The sequence below is a fragment of the Microbacterium sp. HA-8 genome (assembly GCF_046111165.1).
GTDB lineage: Bacteria > Actinomycetota > Actinomycetes > Actinomycetales > Microbacteriaceae > Microbacterium.
Genome location: NZ_CP162025.1, coordinates 440,538 through 465,615 on the forward strand (window position 1 = coordinate 440,538; position 25,078 = coordinate 465,615).

A 25,078-nucleotide genomic window follows, 5' to 3' on the forward strand; every position below is an offset into this window, starting at 1 on the left:
CATCTTCAAGTGGTCTGGGCTCGACATCCTCGCGTTGGCGTTGCAGTCGGCCGCGTTGGTGGCGGGCGCGTACACGTTCGTTCCCGGCGCTGTTCGGCGGCTTCTCCGCGGACGTCTCGGGGTGGGACTGCTGATGACGATCGCCGCGATCGGGGCTGTGCTGCTCGGCCACGTGGGCGAGGCAGCCACGCTTGCGTTCTTGTTCTCCCTCGCCGAAGCCCTTGAGGACCGTGCGATGGACCGCGCAAAGGAGGGCCTGCGCGCGCTACTATCCCTGATTCCAGAGACGGCGCGCGTCTCGCGCCTTGACAGCGATCTCACGATCCCCGCCTCGGAGGTGCGCGAACTCGACATCCTGGTTGTGGGTGCCGGCGAACGTGTCGCGACGGACGGTGTGGTCGTGGAGGGTCGCTCGAGTCTGGACACGTCTGCAGTGACGGGCGAGTCCATCCCGGTAGATGTCGCGCCTGGCGCGACGGTCGCCGCGGGTTCGGCTCGCAGATCGCATCGCGCGCCCCCTAGTGCCTGTAGTGCTGGTTGCCGCTGCCGCGATCGTCGTTTTCGGGTTCATCGTGGGGGATCCCGGGACGTGGGTCGAGCGCGCCCTGGTCGTCCTCGTCGCCGCGTCGCCCTGCGCTTTGGCGATCGCGGTTCCGGTGACGGTGATCAGCGCGATCGGCGCCGCATCAAAGTTCGGTGTGGTGATCAAGTCCGGCGAGGCGTTCGAGCAACTCGGCACCATTCGTACCGTGGCACTAGATAAGACGGGAACACTCACCCGCAACAGACCGATTGTCGCGGACGTGCGACCCGCCCCGGGCGTTACCCGCGAGGAGCTGTTGGACTGGGCTGCAGCGGTCGAGGCCACCAGCACACACCCACTGGCTGCGGCGATCAACCAAGCCGGAACGGGAGGCGCCTCCGCGACGAACGTGGTGGAGGACGCCGGCCACGGTGTCACCGGCCAGGTGGGCGACCGGGTCGTGCACGTCGGCAACGCCTGCTGGCTGGACCCCGGGGGGCTCCGCGTCGCCGCGGAAGAGATGGCAGCTCACGGCATGACCGTTGTTGTCGTCGAAGCAGACAGTCAGCTCGCCGGTCTGATTGGGGTGCGTGACGAGCTGCGGCCCGAGTCGGCAGAGACCGTTCGGATGCTGCACGCGCAGGGCATCGACACGATCATGCTCACCGGTGACAGCGATCGCACCGCGCGCGCGATCGCTGAGGAAGCCGGGATTACCGAAGTCCGGGCGGAGCAGCTGCCGAAAGATAAGGCCGACGCGATCGTGGAGCTCGTGGCGACGCATCCGACCGCGATGGTCGGTGACGGCATCAACGACGCCCCGGCGCTGGCTACCGCAACGGTTGGGATCGCCATGGGAGTGCGCGGTTCCGCGGCGGCGATCGAATCTGCTGACGTCGCCTTCACGGGCCACGATCTTCGCCTTATCCCTATTGCCTTGGCGCACGCGAGACGCGGTCGGCGGATCATGACGGCCGACATCGGCCTTGCGCTGGCGATTGTCGTTGTGCTTTTCCCCCTCGCGCTATTCGGGGTGATGGGGCTCGCTGGGGTCGTCCTGGTTCACGAGATAGCCGAGCTGATCGTCATCGCGAACGGCGTTCGCGCTGCGCGTCGCCCGGCTCTCGTTCGCAGCATGACTGAGTCAGCCGCCTCGCAGCCCGCACTCGCCTCGACGTCCTGAACCTGCCGATCAACTGAGGCCCGAGTATGAGTGCAGGCCCTTGAAGAAGATGTTGACGATGGTGAAGTTGAACAGCACGGTCATGAAACCGATGATGGACAGCCAGGCGGAACGCTTGCCCCGCCATCCGCGGGTCGCCCGGGCGTGGATGTAACCGGCGTAGAGCACCCAGATGACGAAAGTCCACACCTCTTTGGTGTCGAAGCCCCAATAGCGGCCCCACGAGTCGTTTGCCCAGATGGCGCCGGCGATGAGCGTGAATGTCCAGAACATGAAACCGACGATCGCAAACCGGTAGGACAGCGATTCCAGGGCGTCGGAACTGGGGAGTGCGCGCAGAAGTCCAGAGCGGGGAATGTCGGCATCGTCGGACGTAGCCAAGTCTCGCGTCTCGCGGCGCGCTTGCAGCAACTGCGTGACCGATATTCCGCATGCAATCGCGAAGAGTGCTGTGGCGAGGGACGCGACGAACACGTGGATCACCAGCCAGATGCTCTTGAGCGGGTCCATCAGCGGGACGACCTCCACGTAGAACGCGACCGCCGCCCCACCGAGAAGGAGCACGACCATTCCGAGGAGAAATGCACCCAGGAAACGCAGGTCGTACAACCGGAGGACGAGGAGGAAGACCGCCACGATCAGCAACGTCCCGGTGAGGGCGAATTCGTACATGTTCGCCCACGGAACCCGCTCGGCCGCGATGCCGCGTGAGACGGTGCCCGCCGCGTGGAAGAGAAACCCGAGGACGGTGAGCGCGGTGCCGATGCGCGCCCACAGCAGTCGGGGGCGCAGTCTTGGCGGCACCCGCAGGGCATCGATGACTGCTGGTTTCGCGGCGGCAGTGTTGGCGAAGTCTGCCACGCCGGAGTGGGGGGCGTTTGTGCCCACAGCGACGAGCGCGGGTAGGTGCTCCTGGAGGTGCGCTGTATCGGCGCGCGAGGCACGTTGCGCCAGGTCGATGGTGAAGGCGATGAAGGCTAGGGAGTAGGTGGCGATTGCCGTCCACACCAGCAGCAGTGAGATCCCATCGAGGGAAAGTGGGTCTGTTCCGGGCATTGAGTTGTTTCCAATCGTGAGGGCGAGGTCGGTTGCGAAGACGGTGAGTGAATCCGAAAAGGATCAATCCGGCTCCGGCGCTGATCGGCAGGAGGGTGGTGAGCCAGGCATCGACGATCGAGGCCGGAGTGAGCCGGGTTCGGGGCGGGACAGCGGTGACCCTGCCGTCGCCGGTGTCGGCGTCGGCGTCGGGTGAGAGGCGAAGGTGAGCGAGAGCATTCGTCAGGTGTCCCTCTTGCGGAGCGTTTCGAGGTAGGCGTTGTAGGCGTCGAGATCGGGGTCGCCGTGTGTGTCGGCGTATCGTGCGGCGGCTGCGTCGCGGGTGGTGTCGTCGCGGTACCAGCGATGCATGACGAAGAGGAGCATCAGCAGGGTGGGTGCTTCTCCGTACGACCAGGCCAGCCCTCCCGCGATTCTCTGGTCTACGAGGGGGTCAACGCCGAGGGCGAGGCTGGATGCGGCGAAGTTGTCGATAAGAAGGCTTGCCGCGATCATCAGGAACACCCCGAAGAATGCGTGCAGCGCGGCTTCCGCGAAGACGTCGAGTGCTCGTCCCGCGTGATTGAGGTGCACGGGCAACGGGTCTGAGGAAAGCACGGGGATGGTGAACAGGATCCCCGCGATGAGGAAGCCGACCTCGAGGCCGAGATGACCTCCGGGCAAAGCGAGGATGAGGTCGGCGAAGTCGGCCAGGTAGAGACCGTAGAACGCGAAGAGATAGAGCGGCAGCGCGATCCAGGGGCTGAGGAGCCACCGCGCGAACCGGCTGCGAAGCCCCGCGTGAGCTATCTGGAGGACAATGCGGCCGGCGCCGTGGTGAGGGGTGGCGCGCAAGAGCAGCGTGCCCGGCGAGCCGAGGACCAACAGCGGTGGGATCGCCATCATGAGCGTGAGTTGCTGGAACATGAACACCGAGAACAGCGCGTACCCGTAGGCCTCGACTCCCAGCCCGGTGATGGCGGCGAGGCTGACGCAGCCCAGCAGGAAGCTGACTGTTCGCCAGATCGGCCAGCGCCTGCCCCGCGTCCACATCCGGATCGCGCCTACGAGGTAGACGACCGCAAGAGCTGCCGCGATAAGCGGCAACAGCGGGAACGGCAGCGGGACAGGGGAAAGGAACCCCATCAACGTGGGCGGTGCGTCCGAGATCCATTCCGTCATGGGCGTGGGGCTGCGTTCGGCAGGTCGGTGTAAGCGGTGGAGTGTCGCGATGCGAAGTCGCTGACGGCGCGGGAAAGGGCCGGGTCCTCTCCCCGCGCGAGACCGGCATATTCGACGTGAACCCCGTCCGGCATCAGACGAGCTTTGACCCAGAGGCGTCGGCGCGGGACGAACAGTCCGGCGAACAGCCCCAGGAGGGCGAGGATCGAGAAGACGAGCACCCAGACGCCACTGGGATCCCTCTGGATCTGTAGGGACGCGAACCGTTTCACCGGCTCGCCGACCTGTTCCGTGTCGTCCTCCCAGGTGATGGTGCCCCACCCGTTCGGCAAATCAGCGGTGCCTCCAGGGGTGAGCTCGAGGGAGTCCAGGCCGGAGTCAGCGCCGGTGAGCTGGGTGAGCCCGCCGACATCCAGTGTGTAGACCGACCGGGGTATCCCGTCATCGATGCCGAGATCGCCGCTGAACACATTGAGGGTGAGGACCGGATTCGCGACATCGGGGTAGATCGAGGTGAACGCGCCTGAGGGAAGTACGCCTTGCGTGGGGTAGAAGAAGCCGACGAGGCCGACCTGCTCCGGCAGACCGTCCGGGATCTTGATGATCCCCAAAGAGGTCATCGCAGAGTCCTGCGGAAGGAACGGCTGCGACTCGCTGTAGACCAGCTCGCCGTCGGAGTTGCGGATGGAGAGGGTGGGAGCATAGCCGTTGCCGAGAAGGTAGACCCGATCGCCATCAACGGTGATCGGGTAGTTCACGAGCACGCTCTCGGCGCGGTCGTCGTCTCCCGGTGTGCGGACGGTGACGTCCGCAGAGAAGTCCCCCGCCTGCCCGGCCCCAGGCGCGCCGGGGAGTCGGTACGAGACCTGGAAATCGTCGAGGGTGAGTGAGTACGGTGCGAGCACGGTCCCGTCGACGAACCGGCCGGGATTGAACGAGGAATAGTCGCTGAGCGCGTTGACGAACGTGGTGCCTTCCACCACGACCCGCTGTCCGGTATAGGCGAACCCGGTGCCCACGGCGACCGAGGTGAGCACTCCAACCAGGGCGACGTGGAAAACCAGATTGCCGGTCTCACGCACATAGCCCCGTTCGGCCGACACCGACGCCCAGCCCGCACCTTCGTAGCGGTGCACGCGATAGCCGGCCCGACGCATCTGACGTTCCGCGAGGTCAACTGCGAGCCCCATGGCGTCTGTGTTTCCGCCGACGACAGGCAGGGTTGTTTCCTGATAGGCCGGGAGTCGGGCAAGCCGAGCAGGGGTCCGAGGCGGCTGGGCCCGCAGTGCGGATGCTCCTATTGCTGTCAAGCGGCCAGTGGTGGGCTGATCTGCTCCAGGATGGCGGTCGCTCGGGCCTCGAGTTCAGGGTCGGCGCGAGTGCCGATCTCGAGTCGTCGGAGCCGCTGGTAGGGGACGCCGAGAGTGGCGGCGAGAACGCTGATCGGGATGCCTTTCGCTTGTCGGCGTGCTCGGAGTTCGCGCCCGACGGGATTGTCGGTGGCGGGATTGAGCAGAGCGGCATAGATCTCGTTCGCGACGTGTCGTTTGAGGCAGCGCATGATGTCACGGTCGGTGAGTTGCTCCGAACGACGCCTCTCGAAGTAGGCCATCGTCCGAGGCTCGCGATGCCGCATGCGCAACAGCACAATCCGGTGCAGCGCGGCGTTCGCGTGCCGGTTCCCGCCGCGAGAGAGTCGATGCCGTGTGCGTTGTCCGGAGGAGGCGGGGATCGGGGCGACACCGGCGAGAGCGGCGAAGCTGGCGCGGGTTCCGAGCCGCTCGGGGTTGTCGCCCGCGGCGACCAGGAGCGTCGCTGCGGTGACAGGACCGACTCCGCTCAGGGACAGCAGCGTGGGGTTGACCTGCCGGACGAGCATCTCCAACTGTTGTTCTATCAGGTCGATCTCGGCTTGCATCGTGAGGTGTCGGACCGCGAACCGTCGCAGTGTCTGCCGGGCGACGACCGCGGGATCGGGGGACGTGATTGTTCCGGGCCGAGTCTTGGCGAGCGTGTTCACCAGACGCTGCCCGCTGAGAGCGCGGAACGCCTGTCGCACGAGCTCGGGTGCGGTGATCAGCAGCGCGTGGATCTGGTTCATCACTTGCGCTCTGGCCTTGGCCGCCGAGCGCCGCTCTGCGAGGAGGATCCGCATCGACTCGACCGCGCCATCACCAGACTTTGGGATCGCGGTGTCCGTTCCTGAGAGGACAGCGACCGCTGCCTGGTGGGCGTCGAGGGGGTCGGACTTGCCGCGACGACGGCGGGCTTGCCGGTCCTGTCGCGCGACTTCGATGACGGTCAGCCCCGCCGTGGTCAGCGCGCGTGCGAGGCCAGCCCCGTACGACCCCGTTCCCTCCACCCCGATACGGACGACATCACCGTGCGCGTGGAGGAACGCGACGATCTGCGCGTAACCGCGACCGTCGGCACGGAACTCTCGGTCCGCGACAGGTCGGCCCACGAGATCGAGGATCGCGACGTGATGCGTGTTCTTGTGCGTGTCGACCCCGGCGACCAACTCGGAGCCTGGTGGCAACGGGTTGGTCAGCGGCGGGTCGAGTGTCATGCTCGTCATTGACGGGATTCCCTTCCAATGGTGATGAACGTCACCGCGGGTCGGGTGAGTGCAGACAGCACAAAGGTGAGACGACTTTCCGGTCAGGCTCCTATCAAGTCATGTGCCCGCCCGGCCCGCAGCGACCCCGGCGTCGACGGACAGATCCACAAAAAGACAGCCGCGAACGGCGTCCGTGTAATTTCGGGTCACGCCGGCGCCGGAGCCGAATCCATCATCTCTGTGTAATGGTGCTTCGCGCGCGGGATCACGCAGCCGATGAGGGAGGCGAACAGCAGAAGGTAGATCGCGGAGAACCACGGCGACGAGTACACATCGAACAAGCCGACTGCGTCGGCCAGGGGGAAGACGTCGGGGTTGTTGCGCTCCCACTGGACCACCCCATTGGGGTCGGCGCTACGCTGCGGAAAAAGCGAACCCGGGACGGCGGCGATCGCGAGGAAGAGCAGCAGCACGAGGGCGGTGCGCATACTGGTCAGCTGACGCCACGCCCATCGAATCCACCCGACCAGCCCGAGAGAGGGGCCGACGATGTCGGTCCGATCGGTGTCGGCATGATCGGGCGGCCGCAGCGGATCGACCGCAGTATCGGTGTCAGAGCGGGGCGGGGACATTGATCACCACCTGTTGTAAAGCCGACATCAGCGCGGTCCAGAGCCCGGTCACCATCAGCAGCCCCAAGACAACCAGCAGCGCCCCGCCGACGATGTTCAGGACGCGGATGTGGCGGCGGAGGATCGACACCGAGCGTGACGCCCACCCCCACCCGAGCGCGAGGAGAAGGAAGGGAATGCCGAGCCCCATTGAGTATGCAAGCCCGAGGAGACCCGCGCGGGCGGGGTCGCCGAGGTTCCACGACATAGACAGGATCGCTGCCAGCGTGGGGCCAATGCAGGGAGTCCACCCGACACCGAGTGCGAACCCAAGTAGGGGTGCACCGATTAATCCGGCCCGGCCTTGGACGCGGGGCCGCAGGGTGCGTTGTGCGATCCCGAAGAAGCCGATGAACACCAGCCCCAGCGCGATCACCACCACGCCGAAAATGCGGGTCAGGACGTTCGCGTATTGCAGCAGCAGGTAACCGAATGTGCCGCCGAGGATCGTCACGGACACGAACACCACGGTGAACCCTGCAATGAACAAACCCACTCCCACGATCATGCGGGCACGGTCCGCAGTGGCCGTGCGCTGATTAGTATCAGCAGCTCCCCCATCACCTACCGAGGTGCCACCGAGGTAGCCGAGGTAGCCAGGCACGAGAGGTAGCACGCACGGCGAGACGAACGAGACGAGACCGGCGAGGACGGCGATGGGGATCGCTACCCACAGGGCGCCATCGAAGACCAGCTGACCGGGATTCACGGAGAGTCCTCCGCGAGAGCGTCATCGACGAGGGTGGACAGGATGGATGCGGTTGCCAACTGCCCGATTATCCGGGCGGCGACCCGCCCGTCCCGATCCAGAACGAGTGTGGTTGGGGTGGCCTGGATGGGAGTGACCTGCGCGAACGCAAGCTTGACGGTTCCATCGTTCACGTCGATGACGCTCGGGTAGGTGACGTTGTTGTCCCGGGCGAAGGACAGAGCGGTGGCAGGCTGATCGTAGGTGTTGACCCCGAGGAAGGCGACGCCCTCGCTCTGGTAGTTCTGCCATACCTCCTCGAGGAGCGGCGCTTCGACGATGCATGGGCCGCATGCCGCATACCAGAAGTTCACGACCAGAACGTCCCCCCTGTAGTCGCTGCTGGAGACCGGTTCTCCGGTCTCGATGACTCCTTCGAAATCGACCGGATCGCCGCGCTCGCCCTCCGGGATCTCCACGACCTGAAAGTCGCCGGAGATGTAGCCCTTCTCACTCCCGTCCCGGTACTGCTCCGCGAGAGCGTCGTTGGCGGCGCATCCCGAGAGCACTATGGCGATGGCGAGCACCGTGGAGGGCCAGCCGATTCGCTCGCGCAGGCTCATGTGCGCGGCACCTTGATCAGCACACCCGCGACGAGGAACGCCACCGCCGCGAAGAGCTGAGCGCCCGCCCAAACGGGACCGGCGAACGGCAGCGGGAACACGGGATTCCAGATTACGGCGACAGCGAGGAATACAGGCGTCCACCACCATTGGCGGGCTTGGATCGAGAACCATCCCACGATGGCAGCCAGGATGGCGGTGACGAACAGCACCAGGGTGAACCAGTCGTCTCCCATGAGGACGGGGGCAACGAACAGCACAGCCGCAGCTACGAGCCCGGGGGCGAACGCGTTCCGTTGAAAGGATGAAGCAACACGGGCTTTGTCGCTCACGGAACCACCTGCATGTTCGACTCGTCAGCAGCTGTGCTCGCGGGACGGCCTTCGCGGGTGCGCCGGGAGCGATTCAAGAGCGTCACGGCGAGAACGAGCGCGCCGGCGCCGAGGGCGATGTCGGCGAGATTGCCGATGAAAAGGTTCCCGTACGCGAGAAAGTCGGTTACCTCGCCGCGTGCGAATCCGGGGGGCGAGAACAATCGGTCGATAAGGTTTCCGAGCGCGCCCCCGAGGATCAGTCCGATTCCTGCCGCCCACCCGGCGCTGCGAGCACGCGTTGCGGCGACGACAAGGAACGCCATGGCGCTCGCGCCAAGCAGGGTGAGCAGCCAAGTTGCTTCGGAGCCGAGGGAGAGGATCGCCCCGGGGTTGAACGCCAGCTGCAGCCCGAGCAAGTCACCCAGGATGGGTATCCGCTCCGTCTCGCTCAGCCCGCCGATGGCAGCCGCCTTCGTTGCCTGATCGACCACCACTACGGCTGCGGCGACAATGCATGCCGTCGCGAACAATCGCACCTGGTTACTTTTCATGGGACGCGTCCTTACTTGTGCGCTCGGAATCCTGCTGCTCCTGTCGGTCGACCGCTTCCTCGTTGCGGAGTCGACGTTCGCGGGTGACCTTGAACACCACGATGAACCCCGCTCCGAGGATGATGACCCCGGTGAGTACTGCGAGGATCGGCAGGAGTGCTACACCTCCAAAGGGCTCGCTACCGCCGGTGTTGGTGGTTGTCTCGGCGGAGGTGATGGACGGTTCGGGCGCTTGTTCCGTCGCACCCGCGCCCGGGGTGCTCGCGTCGCTCTGAATCGGTTCGACCGTGTAGGTGTACTCGCCGCTGATCGGGTGGCCGTCGCCGGAAACAACCCGCCACAGAACGGTGAAGGCGCCATCCGGGGGGTTGGTTGGGTTCTAGGTGTTGCGTGATCGTGGTGCCACTGACAGTCGGGGCGTCAGTAGCGATGTTCTCGCCGCCGGGCGCGGTCACCTCGATGACCGCTGATTGCATGTCAGAGATGAGTTCGCCGCTGAATGACAGGGTGATCTCATCCGGCGAGACAGCGACCGTGGAATCTGCGTCCGGGAAGGAGCCCAGGAGGTCGTCGTGCGCCTGCGCCGGGCCTGCCGCCGCGAGCGTGATTCCAGACCCGAGAAGGACTGCAGCGATGACGGAAAAGAGGTAGCGGCGGGATTTACGCATGGGTGGTGTGCTCTCCGGGGTGTGATTGCGGTTCGATCTGGAAGGTGGCGTGCTCGATGCTGACTGGGAAGTGCTCGGCGACACATTCCTGGAGTGCTCGCAGGAGCCGGGCGGACTGCTCCCGGGGTGAGGGTGTCGTCGACCACGACGTGTGCGGTTAGCGTCGGGAGGTCGGTGGAGACTTGGGAGGCGTGCAGGTCGTGCACGGCGACCACCTGCGGGAGTTCGAGGATGTGTCGGCGTACCTCCGCCAGGTCAAGGGCGGGCGGGGTGGATTCGAGCAGGACGCTGCCGGAGGCGCGAAGCAGGATGAAGGTGCGTGGGATGATCAGGAGGGCGATCAGGATGCCGGCGATGGCGTCTGCCTGGTACCAGCCGAGGGTGGCGATCAGGATGGCGCTGGCGATGACACCGCCCGAGCCGAGTGCGTCATTGAGGACCTCGAGGAACGCGGCGCGCATGTTCAGGTTGCGTGTGCGACCGCTCATCAGTACCAGCAGGGACGCGATGTTCGCGACCAGGCCGACGATCCCGAAGAACAACAGGCTGCCGGATGCGATCTCGGGCGGCTCGAATAGACGTCGGATTCCTTCGACGAGAGCGAAGATCCCCACGCCCAAGAGAAGGGCGGCCTGGGCGAGTGCACTGAGAACCTCGGCGCGCCGGAGCCCCCAGGTGTGCCGGTCGGACGGGGGACGGTTCATGAGGTTAGCGGCGGTAACCGCCATCGCGAGGCCGATCACGTCGGTGAGCATGTGCCCCGCATCGACCAGCAGCGCGAGGCTGCCGGTGATGATCGATCCGATCACTTCGACCACGAACACCGCCAGGGTGATCGAGAATGCGATGAGCAATTTATTGCGGGGGGTCGCTTCGCTCATGTCGTGGCTGTGTCCTGCGCCCACGGTTCGCTCCTTTCAGGGGCGGTCGATGATCTGACGGGCCATCGCGATCGCTTCATTCCTCGCCCGCGTCGAGACGTGAGGTCGGTGGCGAGCGTCTACGATTGCCTGCGGCTCGGCTCACGCCGATTTCAGTCGGACGCTCCGTTGACTGCTTGATCGATCGTGTCTTCGAGGTCATTCCACTGCTGCAGCTCCAGAAGTGCCCCGTCTACGAAGAATGTGGGGGTGCTGCTGACGCCGAGCGCGCGTCCGTCGTCGAAGTCCGACTGCACCCGAGCCAGCGTGGCTGGGTCTGCGACTGCCGCGTCGTAGACGGCGAGGTCGAGCCCCAGTCCCTCGGCAAAGCCTCTGAACATATCCGCGCGGGATTCCTGCGACTCGCCCCATTCGGCTTGAGTCTCGAACAGTCGCTGATACATCGCCTCGAACTGGTCCTGCTGCGCAGCCGCTTCGGCCGCGAGCGCGGCGTTCGTGGAGTTGGTGTGCCCGGGCAGCGGGAAGTAGCGGATGACGTAGGTGATCTCGCCGTCGAACTTTTCCCGTATTTCTTCCACGATCGGGTAGAACGCGCCACACGCCTCGCACTCGAAGTCCAGGAACTCCACGACAATGACCGCGCCATCACCTCCGTCGTCGACGACATGCGAGTCGGGGCGCACCACCGAGACAACCCCGGCGTCGCCTGTGAGGGCCGAGGGCTCGCTCTGGTTCACGAGGGCATAGATAATTCCGGCAAGTACCAGAACGACAGCGACAGCAATGGCGATCAATGTCGCCTTTACGGGGGTTTTCACGAAGCAACTCCACACACTCAACACGCGAACGGCATAGAAACGGATGCCTCCGGCGGACGGCCGGAGCGAGACGCCATCACCAAGACGGCGCAGCGAGTATCAGGTTCGAGAAATGCTCAATTGCGTAAGTGAAAGTGCTACCTTGCGAGGCAGGGGCGGCGCGAGGAGGAGTACGCGGGTCATCGCGAGCGCGACGTTGGCGTGGGTTGGGCGCCCCCGCGAATGGAACCAATTGGTCGCCATCAGCACGAGAAGAAGCCCGCACAGCACTCCAAATGCGCACACCGCTATTCCCCATAGGGAATCGGTGCCCGAGTATGTGCTAACGATCGTCTGAACGGCCGGAGCGGGCGCTTCGACGTGTGAATCGATCAGCGCGACGCCGACAGGAACCGGCGCAGCGGCCTCCTGCTCGGAGTGAGTCGACACCCACGCGCCGAGGATGAGAAAGAACGCGAGCGCCACGCTCGTAATGATCTTCGTTATCAACAGGCGTTCGGACAAGATTGACGAGGGTCGGGACGACACCGGGGCGATCATGTCCTCCTCACCCTATCAACGTTCAATGGTGCGCTAAAGGTGCTCCGGCTTAGGCGCGCATTCACGACGCGATCAGGGTCACCCATGACACACCGAAATCCTCCGACGCGAGCACTCCTCGATCATCGGCCGCGAGAAGCATTCCGAACTCGTCCAGATAGCTGAACGCCTGCGCCGTACCCGAGAGAGCGCCCCCGGAAACCCATTCCGCGGAAGGTCCGTCCTGGTAGCGAACCGTGCCAGCGAGGTCGACTCCGACGAGGCCTCCGTCGTTCCGGGCGGCGATGACATACATCACGGGCGCCTGGGGGTCGGTGACGAAGCTCTCGCCGCCGTCAGAACTCACCGCCAGCCCCGCTTCCGTTGTCGCGTTTAGCGTGCCTCCGCTGCCGGGGGACACGACAATGTCGCGGGCCTGCACGGGGGGAAGGTCGACCCACGTCTGGCCGCCGTCGTCGCTGCGGCGCAGCGCCTCGCCCTGCAGCCCGTATATGGTTTCGGATTCCTCAGACGCGGCACTCAGGTCGTGAAAATCCGCTACCCCGGCAAGCGACACGCTCCGCCAGGTGAGGGCGCCGTCGTCCGATTGAACCAAGCCCACGTTCGGACTGCCGAAACCCTCCGGTGTCGCGGGCCCAGGATGCCCGGAGGCGTAGAGAGTATCGGCTGTCGAGGTGATGCCCATTGCATCGAATTCCCATCCGCCGACAAGCTTGGTCAGTTCTCCATTTCCGTCTACGGAGTCGAGACCATAAATGCCGGCGTGGGTCGCGATCAAGATGCCGTCTCCGTCGGGATTGTCGACTATGCCATGGACGTGTTGGAGCTCGGCGATGCCTTCCGGTGTTGTTGCGTCGGGTGAGTTGCTGCAGCCGACGAGCGTCAGCGTGGCGATGACGACTGTGACAGCGAGGCGGAGTTGTTGACTCCCGCCTCGCTGAGAGCGATGTTTGGACGTGCGGGTCATGAGCGCTTTCTGGCGAAGAGGGGTAAGCGAGGGGTCGCCAGTTTCACGGCGACCCCTCGTAATGGCAGGTGGCTACGGGCACGAAGCGCTTAGAGCTGCGTGAGCAGCTGCTCCATCTCTGCGATCTCCGCTGTCTGATCGTTGATGATCTTCTGCGCAAGTTCCACGGCGTCCGGGTTCTGCCCATCCGTCAACTGCGCTTGCGCCATCTCGATGGCTCCCTCGTGGTGCACGATCATCTGCTCGAGGAACAGCGAAGATGCCGCCGGTCCCGAGGCGTCTTCGAGAGCGGTCATATCCTCTTCCGACATCATCCCGCCCATGCTGTCCATGGAGCCCATGGAACCCATTGTCTCCCGGCCCCAAGACGCGAGCCAACCGTTCATGGTGTCGATTTCGGGTTGCTGCGAGGCTTTGATGCGTTCGGCGAGAGAGATGACCTCGGGCGCGACGTCGTCTTTCGCGAGGAGAACGTCGGACATTTCTATCGCCTGCTGGTGGTGCATGATCATTTCCATCGCAAAGGAAACGTCGGCGTCGTTGAAATCGACGTCCGTCGCCTCCGCCGACATGCCTGTCGATGGCTCGTTGCCATTCATGCCGTCCATGCCGTCCATGCTCGTGCCGGTGCAGCCGGCTAGAAAGAGTGCTGTGGCAAGCGTTCCTGCGGCGAGCAGGGTGGATCGAGTGCGCATTTCTTATCCTCAAGTTCAGTTTTAGTGTGGGTGAAGCCGCGCTCAGCGCGGGACTGCGTTGTGGCAGCTACCCGTTCACGTTCGACTGATGGAGAGGACGTTCAGGTCAGGAGGCGCGGGCGGCGCAATGTCTTCAACCCGGCGCTTGACCTCGGGAGCGACGAGGTGCCGCGGGAGCACGCTCATGGCCCTGGGGCGAACGCCGACGAGAAGAGCACCCACCAACAGGGCGAGCACGCACATGAGCATCGTCATCATGTCGCCTGATGGGCACGCTGGCGCGCAGTCTTCTGCGGCTTCTTCGTGATCTGTTGGCGCGGGATTGTCGTGCGGCAGAGATTCCGAGGCAGCAGCGTGTGCCTGAGTTGAGGCGGGCACCGAGTGGTCGGCGATTCCGCCCATCCCGTGCATGGACAGCAGTCCGACGATGATGAGCGCGACGCCTATGGTCGCGAGAAGAAGGGGACGGATATACCCGACACGGCGAGTGAGGGCGACGCGCAGACGCATAACGCTCATGTGCGAAACCTTTCCCGGGATCCGATTCGGCGGTTATACCGCTACGGGGTATCGTACATTCGATTTCTGATGAGTTGGCGGGTGTCGGCGCCTGGCTGCCAAGTCAGATAGAGATGCCGCGCTCGCTCATGAACGGTTCGGGGTTTATTCGTTGCCCGTTCCGCCACACTTCGAAGTGCAAATGGCAACCCCGCGACAATCCGGAGTTCCCTTCCCGCGCAACCAACTGGCCCGCTGCGACCTGTTGCCCGTAGCCCACCAATATCCCGCCCTGCTGAAGGTGCGAGTATGCCGTCAATATGCCACCGCCATGATCGATGCGGACGTGCTGCCCGAACGCTCCATATGTCCCGGCGTATGCAACACGACCCGCACTCGCCGCAAAAACGCCTGCCCCGCAGCCCGTCGCCATGTCAGTGCCGTAGTGATAGCCGGTGCAATAACCGTTCTCGCAAATTGTCGCGCGCGCTCCATAACGTGACGTTGGTCGCCCGCCGGACGGTCGCGCCCAACCCGACTGCCCGATCTGTCCGCCCCCGCCCCCGCCAGGCGCAGCCGCTGCCTCGGCTGCGCGCCGTGCCTCTTCCTCCGCGCGGCGTCTCGCTTCCTGCTCCGCGCGGCGTCGAGCTTCCACGCCGGCCTGGTAGTCCGCCACGGTGCGTGCAGTGGAATCCTGAAGTGCCGCCAGCTGAGCCTCCAGGACGACCAAGTTGGTGGACTGTTCGTCCAAAGCCTGCTGAGCGGCGTCGGCTGCGGCCTGCGACTCTTCCATTCGCTGCGAAGCGAGCTGCTTGAGTCGATCGCGTTCGTCTCGCGCGACCGCGGCTTGATCGCTGAGCGACTGTGCCGCCCCGCGCGCGAGGCTGGCATCGGCGAACGCATCTCGGTTTCGCTGCAGAAGTTTGTCAGCCCTGCCCAACCTGCTCAGCAGCTGGTCGGCGTCACCGGCATCGGAAAAGAACAATCGCAACGACGTGTCGTCGCCACCCGATCGATACATCTCCGCTGCAACGCGGCCCGCTCGTTCCGAGGCAGTCGCTGCGACGGCGGCCTGGGTATCAGCCTGGGACTGGAACTCATCCGCCCGCGCAACAGCAGCAAAGTACTCCTCCTCCGCGACGAAGAATTCTTGAGACGCTTCCTCTGCTGCTGCCTGCGTCCGTATGACGTTGGCGTTCAGTGTTGCGATGAACCCTTGAATGCGCGAGATCTCGGTGGCTTTCGCGGCTTCATTGTCGCGGGCGCGCTGCACATCGTCCCAGGACGGATACGTGGCAGCGAAGGCCGGAGCAGCCACCCCGAGCGACGCCGCGGCGAGCAGCCCGAGCGCGCCGATGCGCACGAAGCCCCGCCGCCCCAATGTGTGTCTGACGCCCGCATCGCGTCGCGGTCCTTCAAGTTTGCGTAGTTCCTCTGCGGATGGTGCACACCCGCAGTCGACAGCGGGAAGCGCCACCGGCGGAAGGTAGCGGGACATTGGACTCCTCGTGCGACGGGCGTCTTGCCTCACGTCAAGATGTCCGGGAGTGAGTGATGCTTGCCTCACGTGAAATGTCCGCGTAGCTCAGGCGGCGGGGCGGGTGCCCTGGGTGCGGGCGGCGGCGAGTTCGATGAGTTGTTGCTGGATCTGGTTGATCCGTCGGGTGATCCGTGCCGGGTTCAGCTTCGCATGCTCGCGCTCCAGTCGGGCGCGGGTCTTCTCGTCGAGCACACCGGCGTCGAGCAACCGCTGGTAGGGGGTACGTGGCTTGTCGTAGACGCGCTTCTTCCGGCCGGCTGCGGTGTGGGTCCAGTCGATCGCTTTCACGCAGGGCAGCAGATGGTTCTTGCGGGCCATCACGAAATCCCAGAGCTCGTTGAGCAGGGTCATCTCCGCCTCGGTCTCGTAGCGGTAGCGGAACGCGTGTTTGCGGACCCAGTCGCCGTTGCGTTGCTCGACGTGCGCGTTGTCGTTGTGCTTGTAGGGACGCCCCCGGGTGACGGGGATCTCCTTCTTGTCCGCCCAGGCGATCACGCCCCAGTTCATGAACTCGGATCCGTTGTCGAAGTCGAGCCCGGCGACCGGGACGGGCGCGTTCTTCACCATCCATTCCAGGGCGCCGTGCACGTGCACGTAGGCGTTGTTGCGGATCGTGCGCAGCATCGTCCACCCCGCGACCGGGTCGGTGCCGGTCAGGGTGCGCAGGAACTCGCCTTTGAGGGAGTGGCCGCAGTGCGCGACGGTGTCCAGCTCCAGGAACCCCGGGACGGTCAGCGGGGCGTCCATGCTGGTGCGCGTCGGGATCGAAGAGCGCAGGATGTGGGACGGCTTCGTGCCCGAGACCGCGACCGGGTAGGCGGCGTCCTTGTGCGGTTTCAGGTACCGGTCGATCGTCGCGGCGCTCATCGATCGCAACTCGTCCAGCACCTCCGGTGTGACCCGCTGCTCGACCTTGCCGAGCTCACGGAAGCGGACGAGGCGTTCGAGGGTGTCGTCCATGATCGCCGCGAAGTACTTTCCCGACGGCTGCCCGGACAGCCGCCAGACTTCTTGCAGCACCACGAGCGCATCGTAGGAGTACTTCCGCTCACGCGGCTTACGCTGCTGATCGCGCGCGGCACCTTTGCGTGCGTTCGCGGCACGGATCGCGCGGCGCGCGTGATCACGCGTCCAGCCTGTCGCGTGCACAAGCTCGTCCAGCAGCCGGCCCTTCTCTTCCTTGCCTGCTTTCGCATACTCGCGGGCGAACTTCTTCGTGATCTCACGGCGCGCCGCCATCGACAACTCCCTGCTCATCACCCCAGGGAACTACGCGGACATTCCTACGTGAGGCACGCGCAGCCCTTCCCGGACCTTTTAGCTGAGTCTCGTCGACGGGTGACGATAGCGGGAAACGTTCGCTACCCTTACACCGATCATCCAGCGCGCTTGTCCAGACACGCCGAGCAACTGCAGTTGGCGATACCTACCAGGTGTGGTTCACAGGAAAGTCTCGGATGCAGATCTTGTACTCTGTCCTGAAGTCATCACGATCACGTAACGAGCCCTGCGGCAGGAAGGCGCGAGTGAACATTCTTCGCGACGGCACACGCACGCAGGGCGCGACCCTCTGGCTCGTCACGCTCGTGTCGCTCTTCGTGCTCGCCCTTCTGGCGATGCATGCAGGGGGCGAGGGCGAGCACAACGTCGCAGGCTCGTCGGAAGTGTCCCTTTCGCAGAGCATTATGGAGAACCCGATATTGTCCTCCGCATCGGACGGTTCTTCTTCCGTTGCTGAACCCTGCGATTCAAATTGCTCATCCCACATGGGTGACCTGTTTGCGTGCATGGTTGTCGCGGTCTACGCGTTCGTCGCTGCCTTAGGCCTCGGGCTCGCACGGGCGTCGCGGCGATTCTGGCTGTCGACACGTCTGGTTCCCCCTTCAGGGACGGGTTTCCGTGCGCGGGTGCTCCTTCACAGCGCACCAGATCTTCACGTCCTCTCGATCAGTCGGACCTGAGCACACCCGTTTTCGTCACGGTGCTCGTTACCGCCCCACGCCGCGTATTTTCAGGCGGCGTGGCGGCGTGAGTCAAGACCGGTCTGCCTCATGATCCGCGACCGCGTCACGAGTGATCCGCTACCTGGATCCTCGCGCTTTTCTTCCGCGCCGGTGCGCGCGACATCTCTCCTCCCGGAATGCACAATGCCCTCATCCTCAGACCCGTCTATGCCCGCTACCTCGCCGACCCGCCGAAGCATCAGGGAGAGCGGAAAGGAGCGCCTGACACTGCCACCATCGGCGCCACCCAACCCTGCGCTCGCCGTGACACGTCGTTCGTCGTTCCGGCGACAAATTGTGTCGGCGACCGCGATGTCGTCCGCGGTGGCGCTAGCGCTAAGTTTCGCTCTTCCCGCCAGCGGCGCCTCATTCCCGGCATCGGTGTCGAGCGACACGGTGGAAGCAAGTGGCTCCGACGGCGAGGCCCAATCGCTTGACCTCGACATCCAGGTGACAGGCGCACCCCTCGATCGGGGAACGTACGTCAGTGCGAGCGCGATCACGACGGGAGTGTATGCGCAGACAGCATCCACATTCGTCAACTACAGCGGCGCGATACAGTGGCCCTTTCTGACCGGAGTTCCGATCAGCAGCGGGTTCGGATGGCGCGAATCACCGTGCCCTGGTTGCCCGCAGGATCACAACGGGATCGATATGAACCCGGGCGCCGGCTCGGCGATCCAAGCGGTCGCCGATGGCGTCGTACGGGAAGCGTCAGCCAGCGACAGCAGCCAGTGGGGCGTGTACGCGATCATCGACCACGTCGTCGACGGGGAGAAAATCAGCAGCCTGTACGCACACATGGCAGTCGGGACGCTGGCTCTCCGGGCCGGTGATTCGGTCAGTGTCGGTGACCTCGTCGGCAAAGTCGGCGATACCGGACTGAGCGGAGGCCCCCACCTACACCTCGGTATGATGCGAGCCGACGGTACCTACATCGACCCCTACGCGTGGCTGTCGGCAAAGGTGAATCCTTGAACGGCAGCGGCCTGATGTTCACGGCGGGTATTCCCAGCCCCTCCATCAATTCTGTCTATCTCGGCGGCTTCGAACTTCGCTTCTATGCGCTATTCATCATTTTGGGGATTGCGATCGCCACGTGGCTGGCTTCTCGGCGCCTCGAACGGCGAGGTGGCGCCCGCGGCGTTGTCGTCGACATCGCGCTGTGGGCGGTCCCTTTCGGGATCGCCGGTGGACGTTCTTACCATGTGATCACCCATCCCAACGACTATTTTTACCCGGGCGCTGATCTGTGGCGCGTGCTCTATGTCTGGGAGGGGGGACTCGCCATTTTCGGTGCCGTCCTCGTCGGGGGCGCTGCCGCGATGATCGGATGCCGCATCGCGGGAATCCGGTTCCTGTCCTTCGCCGACGCACTCGCACCGGCCATGCTCATCGCGCAAGCAGTAGGTCGGCTGGGGAACTACTTCAATCAAGAGCTCTACGGCCTTCCGACCACTCTTCCGTGGGGGCTTCAAATCGACCCGCAGAGCGCCGCTTTCCCGGAGGGCCTGCCGCCGGGCACGATTTTTCACCCGCTCTTTCTGTACGAGATGTTGTGGAATCTCGCAGGCGCCGCGACGATCCTTCTTCTGGAGCGTCGTTATGACCTGAGGTGGGGCAGGGCGCTCGGCGTCTACCTGCTTATCTACGGCACGGGCAGGGCGTGGTTCGAATCCATTCGTATCGACCCCACCGAGCTCGAAATCTGGGGCGTCAAGATAAACGTGCTCACAGCGCTCGTCGTCGCGATTGCCGGCGTGGTTCTCGTCGTTGTCCAAGCGGCCCGGCACCCGGAGCCCGAACTAAGCGTTTACCGACAGGGCCGCTCCCCGAAAACCGCTTCAAGCGACCAGGAGAGTGGCCGCACTCTCGGGAGTGAGAGGCAATCCCACCGCTCAACCTTCGTAGCGTCCGACTCCGACCCCCGCGTGGCGGGCGATAACCCCCCGGGACCGTGACCATCCCGGTCCCGCTCGACGCGGTTCGCCCCCGCCACACGAAGTCGGCGCGGCGACGGGCGCCCCGATATGCCTTCCTGCGGACTCTGGCTCTTGGCGCACTGGGGGGTTCTCTCACGACGCTCGCGTTTCCCCCAGTCGGGTCTTGGCCCTTCGCGCTCGTGGGCGTCGCGCTGCAGGTCTGCGTTCTGACGGCACCACGGATGACCCATGCGCTGGCGGGAGCTGCGGCGGGAGCGACATGTTTCTGGGGTATTCACATTGTCTGGTTGACGACCTATCTCGGTCCCGCACCCTGGGCAGCACTCGTCGCGTTGCAGGTACTCATGTCGGTGGGCGCCGCCGCAATCATGATCGCCGGCTGGCGGACGATTGAGGAGTGGATTCCGGGAGACTTCACCCGGATGGTGGTGGTTCCCGTGCTGGTGGGAGCGGCGTGGGTAGGACGCGATTTCGTTGCTGGGAACTGGCCGTATGGTGGCTTCGCGTGGGGTCGACTCGCCTACAGCCAGGTCGACGGCCCATTGCGCGACCTACTGCCGTGGGTCGGGGTAGCCGGAACTACTTTCGCTGTCGTCGTGATGAGCACGATGCTCGTGCAGGTCGCACGCTCGCTCGGACTGGGGCACGCATCCGCTCCACTCGTTCTTCTGGCCGCTCTCGTGGCCGTGCCCTCTTTTTCCTACAACGAAACAGGAACTATGCGAGTTGGTGCGGCGCAGGGCAACTCGGACGCCGGCATCTTTAACGCCAGTGCGCCGGGGAGAATTTTCGGCGATCATGTGCGTGCAACGCAATCGCTCTATGGCGAAGATCTCGATCTTCTGGTGTGGCCTGAGAATTCTGTTGATGTTGACGTCGCGCGAATCGCCGAAGTTCAAGCCTCGCTCGACGGGATCTCCGATCGGGTGAGCGCGCCTATCCTTTTCGGCACGCTCACGGTAGACGACGGTGAGGTCTTCAACAGCGCACTCGTCTGGCGCGCGGGCGTGGGAGTAGTCGAACAATATGACAAGAGGTACCCGGTCCCTTTCGCCGAATTCCTTCCGGACCGTGCACTTTGGTCAAGCCTCCTGCCGTTCGTTCCGTCACTGATTCCTGTCGATATGACCCCGGGCACGACAGGCGCCACCGTCCAGGTCGACGGCGTCCCGATCGGTGTGGCACTCTGCTTCGACATCGTCTCCGACCGGCTCGCTCGGGAAATCATCGCGGCGGGAGCCGAGATTCTGATCGTCCCATCCAATAATGCTGACTTCGGTGATTCAGCTCAGGGTGAGCAGCAGCTCTCCATCGCGCGCGCCCGCGCCATGGAGACAGCTCGATCCGTGGTCAACGCGTCCACTGTGGGATCATCCGCGATCATCGCGCCCGACGGTGCAGAGATCGCCACGATAGCGCCATTCACAAGTTCTGCCATGGTCGCCGAGGCGCCGCTATCCGACTCGGTCACCCCAGCGATGGCCGTAGCACCATGGCTCGACCAGATCGGTGTGGGCGCCCTCGTTGTCCTACTCGCGGCGGGTGCGGCGCCTCGACTCTCGTCGAAGTCATCCCGCCGCAGCACCGATCGCGCTTGGGGAATTTGTGATGCGTGACTCGCCACCACGAGGGGTGCGGCGATTGAACGCGCCGTGAACGTGAAGCACGTACCCAATGGCGAGGTCCGTACCGGCACAGGCGCTCGCGCTCGCCTAAACGTGGGCCCTGCAATGAACCGTCGGCGACGCGCCCCGACCTGGTCTCACTCACTGTCCGTGTCGGCACATTGAGTGCCGAAGTGCAGCACTTGTCGCCGCAGCACGTTGGTGCTGCACAAACCCATACAAGCAAGGAGAGTATATGGACACGCCGCGTAGAGAGCCCGCCCCTGAAGAACTCCAGAAGCGGTACCGCCGCCGCCGGATATATCTCCGCACTGGTCAAGTGATCATGATCGGTGGAGCAGCAGTTGGCATCATTCACTGGCTTGCGCATTTGGAAGCTTTCGGGCCGGCTCAGCCGGAAGGTTGGGTCGACCTCGTCGCAGGCTATCCTGCTGCCGCGCTACTGGTGATCGTCGGGGCAGTGGTGGCCAGCCGCAAACCGTCCTGATGCCTCGGGCGCCAGGTCATTCTCCTTGCGCGTGAAGGGTGCGTCTCGCGCTTGCGCCGCGCCTGCCGCGCGACAAACGGGCGGCAGTAAGCAGGGATCGGGAATTGTCGGTGCGCGGCGTATGAGGCCGGCCGCCGCGCTGCCTTCTTTTGGTGGGAATCAGGACCGCACGAGTCGCGCGATGGCGTCGGTGGCTTCCTTGATCTTGATGTCCGCCTCGTCGCCTCCCGCCCGCGCGGCGTCGACGACGCAGTGTTTGACCTGACTCGTGCCATTTTCTCGTGATTCTGGTTTCGGGGGCTTGGGATCGTTGATTTTCCGGGGGTGTTGGTGTCCGTGCGGGGCACTAACCGCGTCGATTTAGACTCGCTCGGTGGGGTTGTTTGTGCGGAAGGTGAGGACCGCGTCTGGCGCGACGGCGGTCCAGATCGTCCGCAAGCATCGTGGGGTCCGCACGATCGTGGAGCACATCGGCTCCGCGCACGACGACGCGCAACTGGCCGCGCTGGTGCAGATCGCGAAAGAACGGATCACCGTCGGGCAGCTCGCGTTCGACCTCGACGCGTTGACGCCGACCGCGCCGACTGGGGTGGTGAGTATTTGGACTCTTGAGAGCCACTGGATATTGAGGTTCAGGGCCATTCGATATTGGGATTCGGGGCCAGTGAGTATTGCCGGTGAGCGCCACCCGGGGTGGGTGGTGGCGCTCACCGGCTGGGCTCAGTTCGTCGTGGCGGTGTGTTCGCGCATGTTGACGTCGCCGGTCTCGATCCAGATGGTGTTGTGGACGATGCGGTCCATGATCGCGTCGGCGTGGACTCCGGAGCCGAGGCGCTGGTGCCAGTCCTTCTTCGCGTACTGGGTGCAGAACACCGTCGACGAGGCGTCGTAGCGGCGTTCGAGGAGCTCGAGCAGCATGCCGCGGACGCTGTCGTCGGGGCTGTCCAGGAGCCATTCGTCGATCACGAGGAGGGTGAAAGCGGCGTACTTGCGCAACCACTTCTCCTTCCCTGCCGGCTTGTCCTTCGCCGTGGCCCAGGATTCTTCAAGGTCGGGCATGCGGATGTAGTGCGCCCGGTAGCGGTGCTGACAGGCCTGCTTCGCCAGCGCGGATCCGAGGTAGCTCTTCCCGGAGCCGGTGAAGCCTTGGAACACGACGTTCTGCTGACGGGTGATGAACTGGCAGGTGCCGAGCTGGGCGATCACACCGCGGTCCAGGCCGCGTTGTTCGAGCAGGTCGAGGCGGCGCAGGTCCGCGTTCGGGTAGCGCAGTCCCGCCCGCCGGATCAGGCCTTCGACCTTGGCGTGGCTGAACGCGGCGTGGGCGTCGTCGACGGCCAGTTTCACGCGCTCCTCGAACACCATCCCCAGGGTGAGGGTGTCGTCCTGGACCTCGAGCGCGTCGACCAGCGACGCGACGCCCATCTCCCGGAGCTTCCGCTTCGTCTCGGAGTCGAGCCGGCTCATCGGGCGCCTCCCGCGTAGTAGTCCGCCCCGCGGACGTAGCCTGCGGGCTCCGCTATCGCCGGTTCCGACCAGGGGCTCCTGCCGTCGGGGTGATCCTGGTTCGATTCGAGGATGGGCCGCAGGTGCGCGTAGCGCGGCGAGCGGACCCGTGATGCGAGCGCGATGCCGGCGGCTGCTTCCACCCGGGCCGCGGAGTAGCGGCGCGTCAGCCGTAGCACCGCCAGGGCTGCGTCGAGGCCCTGCTCGTCGACGGGCACCGATTCGAAGATCCGGTTCACCACCGTCGTGGTGTCCTCGCCGATCCGGGCTGCCCATTCCCGAACCCGGTCGGCGTCCCACTGCCGGTAGCGGGGCCTGCCCGGCAGGTCCGCGTCGTGGGTGCGGTACTCGTTCGAGGCCCCCACCGGGGCGAGCAGATGACTGGTCAGGCGCTGATCGCCGTCGAAGATCTCCAGCGTGGTGTCGGTGATGCGCAGGTCGACGCTACGGCCGATGTTCACGTAGGGGACGGAGTAGAAGTTGCGCTCGAACACGACGTGCCCGTTCTTCTGCACCCGGCGGCCGTAGAACCACCGCGAGATCTCGAACGGCACCTGCGGCAGCGGCCGCAGCAGCGGCTTCTCCTCACCCTCGAACACGCCCAGCCGCGAGCCGGCGCGCTTCTGGAACGGCTCCGCGTTGAAAGCGGCCACCCGCTCATAGACCGCCGCCCGCAGCTCCGGCAGCGTCGCGAACTGCCGATCCCGGAGTCCGGCGATCACCCAAGTCGCGATGTTCCCGACGGTGTTCTCGACGCTCGCCTTGTCCTTCGGCTTCCTCACCCGGCCGGGCAGCACCGCCGCGGAGTAGTGCGCCGCGAGCTCTCGATAGGCGTCGTTGAGCACCACCTCGCCCTCCGCGGGATGCTTCAGCACCCCGGTCTTCAGGTTGTCTGGCACGATTCGCGGAACACTGCCGCCGAACCAGTCGAACATCGCGACGTGCGCGCGCAACCAGGTGTCCTGCTTCATGTCCAGCGTCGGCTCCACGAACGCGAACCTCGAGAACGGCAGCGTGCCGACGAACACGTAGACCCGCGCCTGCTTCCCGGTGACCGGGTCGGTCAGCTGCATCGTCTTGCCCGACCAGTCGACCTCGACCGTCTGCCCGGCCTTGTGACCGACCCGCGACGCGGCCCCGGCGATCAGCACGTGCTGCTGGTAGGTCTTGCAGAACCGGTCGTACCCCATCGCCGTCGATCCCGTGGTGCGGCAGGCGTCGACGTACTCGCCGTGCAACAGCTTCAGCGTCACCCCGACACGGGCGAGCTCACGATGCACCCGCTCCCAGTCCGGCTGCGCGTGAACACTGTCATGCTCACCCCGCCCCGGAAACAGCCGCGCATACACCTCGGCTTCGTCGAGATCAGCGACGTCGTCCCAGCCGATCCCTCCCCGGTCAGCGGCGTCGATGACTGCCGCCACGCTCGTGCGGGACATGCCCTGCGCGGCGATCTGCCGCCCCGTGAATCCTTCTGCGCGAAGCCTCAGCACCAGCTTCGCTTTGATCCTGCGTACCATCCGAACTACTCCTTCTGCCGCGCGATAGGTCCGCGCGGCAGAAGGAGCCTAGAAACG

At 64.9% G+C, this 25,078-nt stretch carries 23 protein-coding genes and 6 pseudogenes; 6 read left to right on the forward strand and 23 right to left on the reverse strand.

The window, feature by feature from the left end; all coding sequences use genetic code 11:
• Nucleotides 1-133: 133 nt before the first annotated feature.
• Nucleotides 134-1,706 (forward strand): annotated as a pseudogene (locus AB2L57_RS02095) (heavy metal translocating P-type ATPase).
• A 9-nt stretch (nucleotides 1,707-1,715) separates the two neighbouring features.
• Here AB2L57_RS02095 and ccsB read toward each other — a convergent pair.
• The 19 genes and pseudogenes from ccsB to AB2L57_RS02190 all read right to left on the reverse strand — a co-directional run bounded on the left by ccsB (nucleotide 1,716) and on the right by AB2L57_RS02190 (nucleotide 17,194).
• On the reverse strand, nucleotides 1,716-2,762 hold the full coding sequence (gene ccsB / locus AB2L57_RS02100; RefSeq protein ID WP_100812066.1) for a c-type cytochrome biogenesis protein CcsB: 1,047 nt from the start codon (nucleotides 2,760-2,762) through the stop codon (nucleotides 1,716-1,718).
• 222 nt (nucleotides 2,763-2,984) lie between these two features.
• Nucleotides 2,985-3,923, reverse strand: coding sequence for a cytochrome c oxidase assembly protein (locus AB2L57_RS02105; RefSeq protein WP_100812065.1), 939 nt, complete (start codon nucleotides 3,921-3,923; stop codon nucleotides 2,985-2,987).
• The gene (locus tag AB2L57_RS02110; RefSeq protein ID WP_409047932.1) at nucleotides 3,920-5,233 is read right to left on the reverse strand and encodes a cytochrome c biogenesis protein ResB; all 1,314 of its coding nucleotides are present in this window, start codon (nucleotides 5,231-5,233) and stop codon (nucleotides 3,920-3,922) included. The genes AB2L57_RS02105 and AB2L57_RS02110 overlap by 4 nt, the downstream gene beginning before the upstream one ends.
• Nucleotides 5,230-6,501, reverse strand: coding sequence for an IS110 family transposase (locus tag AB2L57_RS02115; protein ID WP_409046946.1), 1,272 nt, complete (start codon nucleotides 6,499-6,501; stop codon nucleotides 5,230-5,232). Before AB2L57_RS02115 ends, AB2L57_RS02110 begins: the two co-directional genes overlap by 4 nt.
• A gap of 200 nt (nucleotides 6,502-6,701) precedes the next feature.
• Nucleotides 6,702-7,115, reverse strand: a pseudogene (locus tag AB2L57_RS02120) (cytochrome c biogenesis protein ResB); the annotation flags it as partial.
• Nucleotides 7,096-7,863 (reverse strand): cytochrome c biogenesis CcdA family protein, encoded by a 768-nt coding sequence (locus tag AB2L57_RS02125; protein ID WP_409047933.1) that lies wholly within the window; start codon nucleotides 7,861-7,863, stop codon nucleotides 7,096-7,098. The gene AB2L57_RS02125 and the pseudogene AB2L57_RS02120, both read right to left, overlap by 20 nt.
• Nucleotides 7,860-8,465 carry a TlpA disulfide reductase family protein gene (locus tag AB2L57_RS02130; RefSeq protein ID WP_036297888.1) on the reverse strand — a complete coding sequence of 202 codons (606 nt, stop codon included), beginning with the start codon at nucleotides 8,463-8,465 and terminating at the stop codon, nucleotides 7,860-7,862. The genes AB2L57_RS02125 and AB2L57_RS02130 overlap by 4 nt, the downstream gene beginning before the upstream one ends.
• Entirely contained in the window at nucleotides 8,462-8,797 is a 336-nt protein-coding gene (locus AB2L57_RS02135) for a DUF6804 family protein (protein WP_036297890.1), read from the reverse strand. The genes AB2L57_RS02130 and AB2L57_RS02135 overlap by 4 nt, the downstream gene beginning before the upstream one ends.
• The gene (locus tag AB2L57_RS02140) at nucleotides 8,794-9,330 is read right to left on the reverse strand and encodes a signal peptidase II (protein ID WP_100812062.1); all 537 of its coding nucleotides are present in this window, start codon (nucleotides 9,328-9,330) and stop codon (nucleotides 8,794-8,796) included. The genes AB2L57_RS02135 and AB2L57_RS02140 overlap by 4 nt, the downstream gene beginning before the upstream one ends.
• Nucleotides 9,320-9,676: pseudogene (locus tag AB2L57_RS02145) on the reverse strand (hypothetical protein); the annotation flags it as partial. The pseudogene AB2L57_RS02145 and the gene AB2L57_RS02140, both read right to left, overlap by 11 nt.
• Before the next feature lie 73 nt (nucleotides 9,677-9,749).
• A pseudogene (locus tag AB2L57_RS02150) lies at nucleotides 9,750-9,998 on the reverse strand (copper resistance protein CopC); the annotation flags it as partial.
• Nucleotides 9,991-10,903, reverse strand: a pseudogene (locus AB2L57_RS02155) (cation diffusion facilitator family transporter). The pseudogenes AB2L57_RS02150 and AB2L57_RS02155, both read right to left, overlap by 8 nt.
• A gap of 128 nt (nucleotides 10,904-11,031) precedes the next feature.
• Nucleotides 11,032-11,697, reverse strand: coding sequence for a thioredoxin domain-containing protein (locus AB2L57_RS02160; protein ID WP_036297896.1), 666 nt, complete (start codon nucleotides 11,695-11,697; stop codon nucleotides 11,032-11,034).
• A 99-nt stretch (nucleotides 11,698-11,796) separates the two neighbouring features.
• On the reverse strand, nucleotides 11,797-12,237 hold the full coding sequence (locus AB2L57_RS02165; RefSeq protein WP_036297898.1) for a hypothetical protein: 441 nt from the start codon (nucleotides 12,235-12,237) through the stop codon (nucleotides 11,797-11,799).
• Between the two features lie 61 nt (nucleotides 12,238-12,298).
• Nucleotides 12,299-13,204, reverse strand: coding sequence for a hypothetical protein (locus AB2L57_RS02170; RefSeq protein WP_051513316.1), 906 nt, complete (start codon nucleotides 13,202-13,204; stop codon nucleotides 12,299-12,301).
• 89 nt (nucleotides 13,205-13,293) lie between these two features.
• Nucleotides 13,294-13,899 (reverse strand): DUF305 domain-containing protein, encoded by a 606-nt coding sequence (locus AB2L57_RS02175; RefSeq protein WP_409047934.1) that lies wholly within the window; start codon nucleotides 13,897-13,899, stop codon nucleotides 13,294-13,296.
• Nucleotides 13,900-13,974: 75 nt separating this feature from the next.
• Complete coding sequence (locus tag AB2L57_RS02180; RefSeq protein ID WP_304689528.1) at nucleotides 13,975-14,418, reverse strand: DUF6153 family protein; 444 nt, start codon at nucleotides 14,416-14,418, stop codon at nucleotides 13,975-13,977.
• Between the two features lie 103 nt (nucleotides 14,419-14,521).
• Nucleotides 14,522-15,760 (reverse strand): peptidoglycan DD-metalloendopeptidase family protein, encoded by a 1,239-nt coding sequence (locus AB2L57_RS02185; protein ID WP_304689527.1) that lies wholly within the window; start codon nucleotides 15,758-15,760, stop codon nucleotides 14,522-14,524.
• 222 nt (nucleotides 15,761-15,982) lie between these two features.
• On the reverse strand, nucleotides 15,983-17,194 hold the full coding sequence (locus AB2L57_RS02190; RefSeq protein WP_409046856.1) for an integrase: 1,212 nt from the start codon (nucleotides 17,192-17,194) through the stop codon (nucleotides 15,983-15,985).
• 269 nt (nucleotides 17,195-17,463) lie between these two features.
• Between AB2L57_RS02190 and AB2L57_RS02195 the strand changes: the two genes are divergently transcribed.
• Nucleotides 17,464-17,898, forward strand: coding sequence for a hypothetical protein (locus tag AB2L57_RS02195; RefSeq protein WP_409047935.1), 435 nt, complete (start codon nucleotides 17,464-17,466; stop codon nucleotides 17,896-17,898).
• A 50-nt stretch (nucleotides 17,899-17,948) separates the two neighbouring features.
• Here AB2L57_RS02195 and AB2L57_RS02200 read toward each other — a convergent pair whose 3' ends face one another.
• Nucleotides 17,949-18,443, reverse strand: coding sequence for a hypothetical protein (locus AB2L57_RS02200; RefSeq protein WP_304689533.1), 495 nt, complete (start codon nucleotides 18,441-18,443; stop codon nucleotides 17,949-17,951).
• Nucleotides 18,444-18,450: 7 nt separating this feature from the next.
• Between AB2L57_RS02200 and AB2L57_RS02205 the strand changes: the two genes are divergently transcribed.
• The 4 genes from AB2L57_RS02205 to AB2L57_RS02220 all read left to right on the forward strand — a co-directional run bounded on the left by AB2L57_RS02205 (nucleotide 18,451) and on the right by AB2L57_RS02220 (nucleotide 21,995).
• Entirely contained in the window at nucleotides 18,451-18,918 is a 468-nt protein-coding gene (locus tag AB2L57_RS02205) for a M23 family metallopeptidase (RefSeq protein WP_409048663.1), read from the forward strand.
• On the forward strand, nucleotides 18,891-19,901 hold the full coding sequence (gene lgt, locus AB2L57_RS02210) for a prolipoprotein diacylglyceryl transferase (RefSeq protein ID WP_409047936.1): 1,011 nt from the start codon (nucleotides 18,891-18,893) through the stop codon (nucleotides 19,899-19,901). Before AB2L57_RS02205 ends, lgt begins: the two co-directional genes overlap by 28 nt.
• On the forward strand, nucleotides 19,898-21,499 hold the full coding sequence (lnt, locus tag AB2L57_RS02215) for an apolipoprotein N-acyltransferase (protein ID WP_292815850.1): 1,602 nt from the start codon (nucleotides 19,898-19,900) through the stop codon (nucleotides 21,497-21,499). The genes lgt and lnt overlap by 4 nt, the downstream gene beginning before the upstream one ends.
• Before the next feature lie 244 nt (nucleotides 21,500-21,743).
• Nucleotides 21,744-21,995 (forward strand): hypothetical protein, encoded by a 252-nt coding sequence (locus AB2L57_RS02220; protein ID WP_292815851.1) that lies wholly within the window; start codon nucleotides 21,744-21,746, stop codon nucleotides 21,993-21,995.
• 159 nt (nucleotides 21,996-22,154) lie between these two features.
• On the opposite strand, the pseudogene AB2L57_RS02225 reads toward AB2L57_RS02220, so the two are convergent.
• From AB2L57_RS02225 to istA, 3 genes and pseudogenes are all read right to left on the reverse strand, one after another.
• Nucleotides 22,155-22,247: pseudogene (locus tag AB2L57_RS02225) on the reverse strand (CopY family transcriptional regulator); the annotation flags it as partial.
• 468 nt (nucleotides 22,248-22,715) lie between these two features.
• Nucleotides 22,716-23,462: an ATP-binding protein gene (locus AB2L57_RS02230; protein WP_409046896.1), complete on the reverse strand. Its 747-nt coding sequence runs from the start codon at nucleotides 23,460-23,462 to the stop codon at nucleotides 22,716-22,718.
• The gene (gene istA / locus AB2L57_RS02235) at nucleotides 23,459-25,021 is read right to left on the reverse strand and encodes an IS21 family transposase (protein WP_409046895.1); all 1,563 of its coding nucleotides are present in this window, start codon (nucleotides 25,019-25,021) and stop codon (nucleotides 23,459-23,461) included. Before istA ends, AB2L57_RS02230 begins: the two co-directional genes overlap by 4 nt.
• Nucleotides 25,022-25,078: the final 57 nt, after the last annotated feature.

Excerpts from the sequence above, each read along its gene's own strand:
- ccsB (WP_100812066.1), bottom strand. The coding sequence starts at position 2,762 with ATGCCCGGAACAGACCCACTTTCCCTCGATGGGATCTCACTGCTGCTG.
- AB2L57_RS02105 (WP_100812065.1), bottom strand. The coding sequence starts at position 3,923 with ATGACGGAATGGATCTCGGACGCACCGCCCACGTTGATGGGGTTCCTT.
- AB2L57_RS02115 (WP_409046946.1), bottom strand. The coding sequence starts at position 6,501 with ATGACGAGCATGACACTCGACCCGCCGCTGACCAACCCGTTGCCACCA.
- AB2L57_RS02130 (WP_036297888.1), bottom strand. The coding sequence starts at position 8,465 with ATGAGCCTGCGCGAGCGAATCGGCTGGCCCTCCACGGTGCTCGCCATC.
- AB2L57_RS02140 (WP_100812062.1), bottom strand. The coding sequence starts at position 9,330 with ATGAAAAGTAACCAGGTGCGATTGTTCGCGACGGCATGCATTGTCGCC.
- AB2L57_RS02165 (WP_036297898.1), bottom strand. The coding sequence starts at position 12,237 with ATGATCGCCCCGGTGTCGTCCCGACCCTCGTCAATCTTGTCCGAACGC.
- AB2L57_RS02170 (WP_051513316.1), bottom strand. The coding sequence starts at position 13,204 with ATGACCCGCACGTCCAAACATCGCTCTCAGCGAGGCGGGAGTCAACAA.
- AB2L57_RS02175 (WP_409047934.1), bottom strand. The coding sequence starts at position 13,899 with ATGCGCACTCGATCCACCCTGCTCGCCGCAGGAACGCTTGCCACAGCA.
- AB2L57_RS02180 (WP_304689528.1), bottom strand. The coding sequence starts at position 14,418 with ATGAGCGTTATGCGTCTGCGCGTCGCCCTCACTCGCCGTGTCGGGTAT.
- AB2L57_RS02190 (WP_409046856.1), bottom strand. The coding sequence starts at position 17,194 with ATGAGCAGGGAGTTGTCGATGGCGGCGCGCCGTGAGATCACGAAGAAG.
- AB2L57_RS02220 (WP_292815851.1), top strand. The coding sequence starts at position 21,744 with ATGGACACGCCGCGTAGAGAGCCCGCCCCTGAAGAACTCCAGAAGCGG.
- AB2L57_RS02230 (WP_409046896.1), bottom strand. The coding sequence starts at position 23,462 with ATGAGCCGGCTCGACTCCGAGACGAAGCGGAAGCTCCGGGAGATGGGC.
- istA (WP_409046895.1), bottom strand. The coding sequence starts at position 25,021 with ATGGTACGCAGGATCAAAGCGAAGCTGGTGCTGAGGCTTCGCGCAGAA.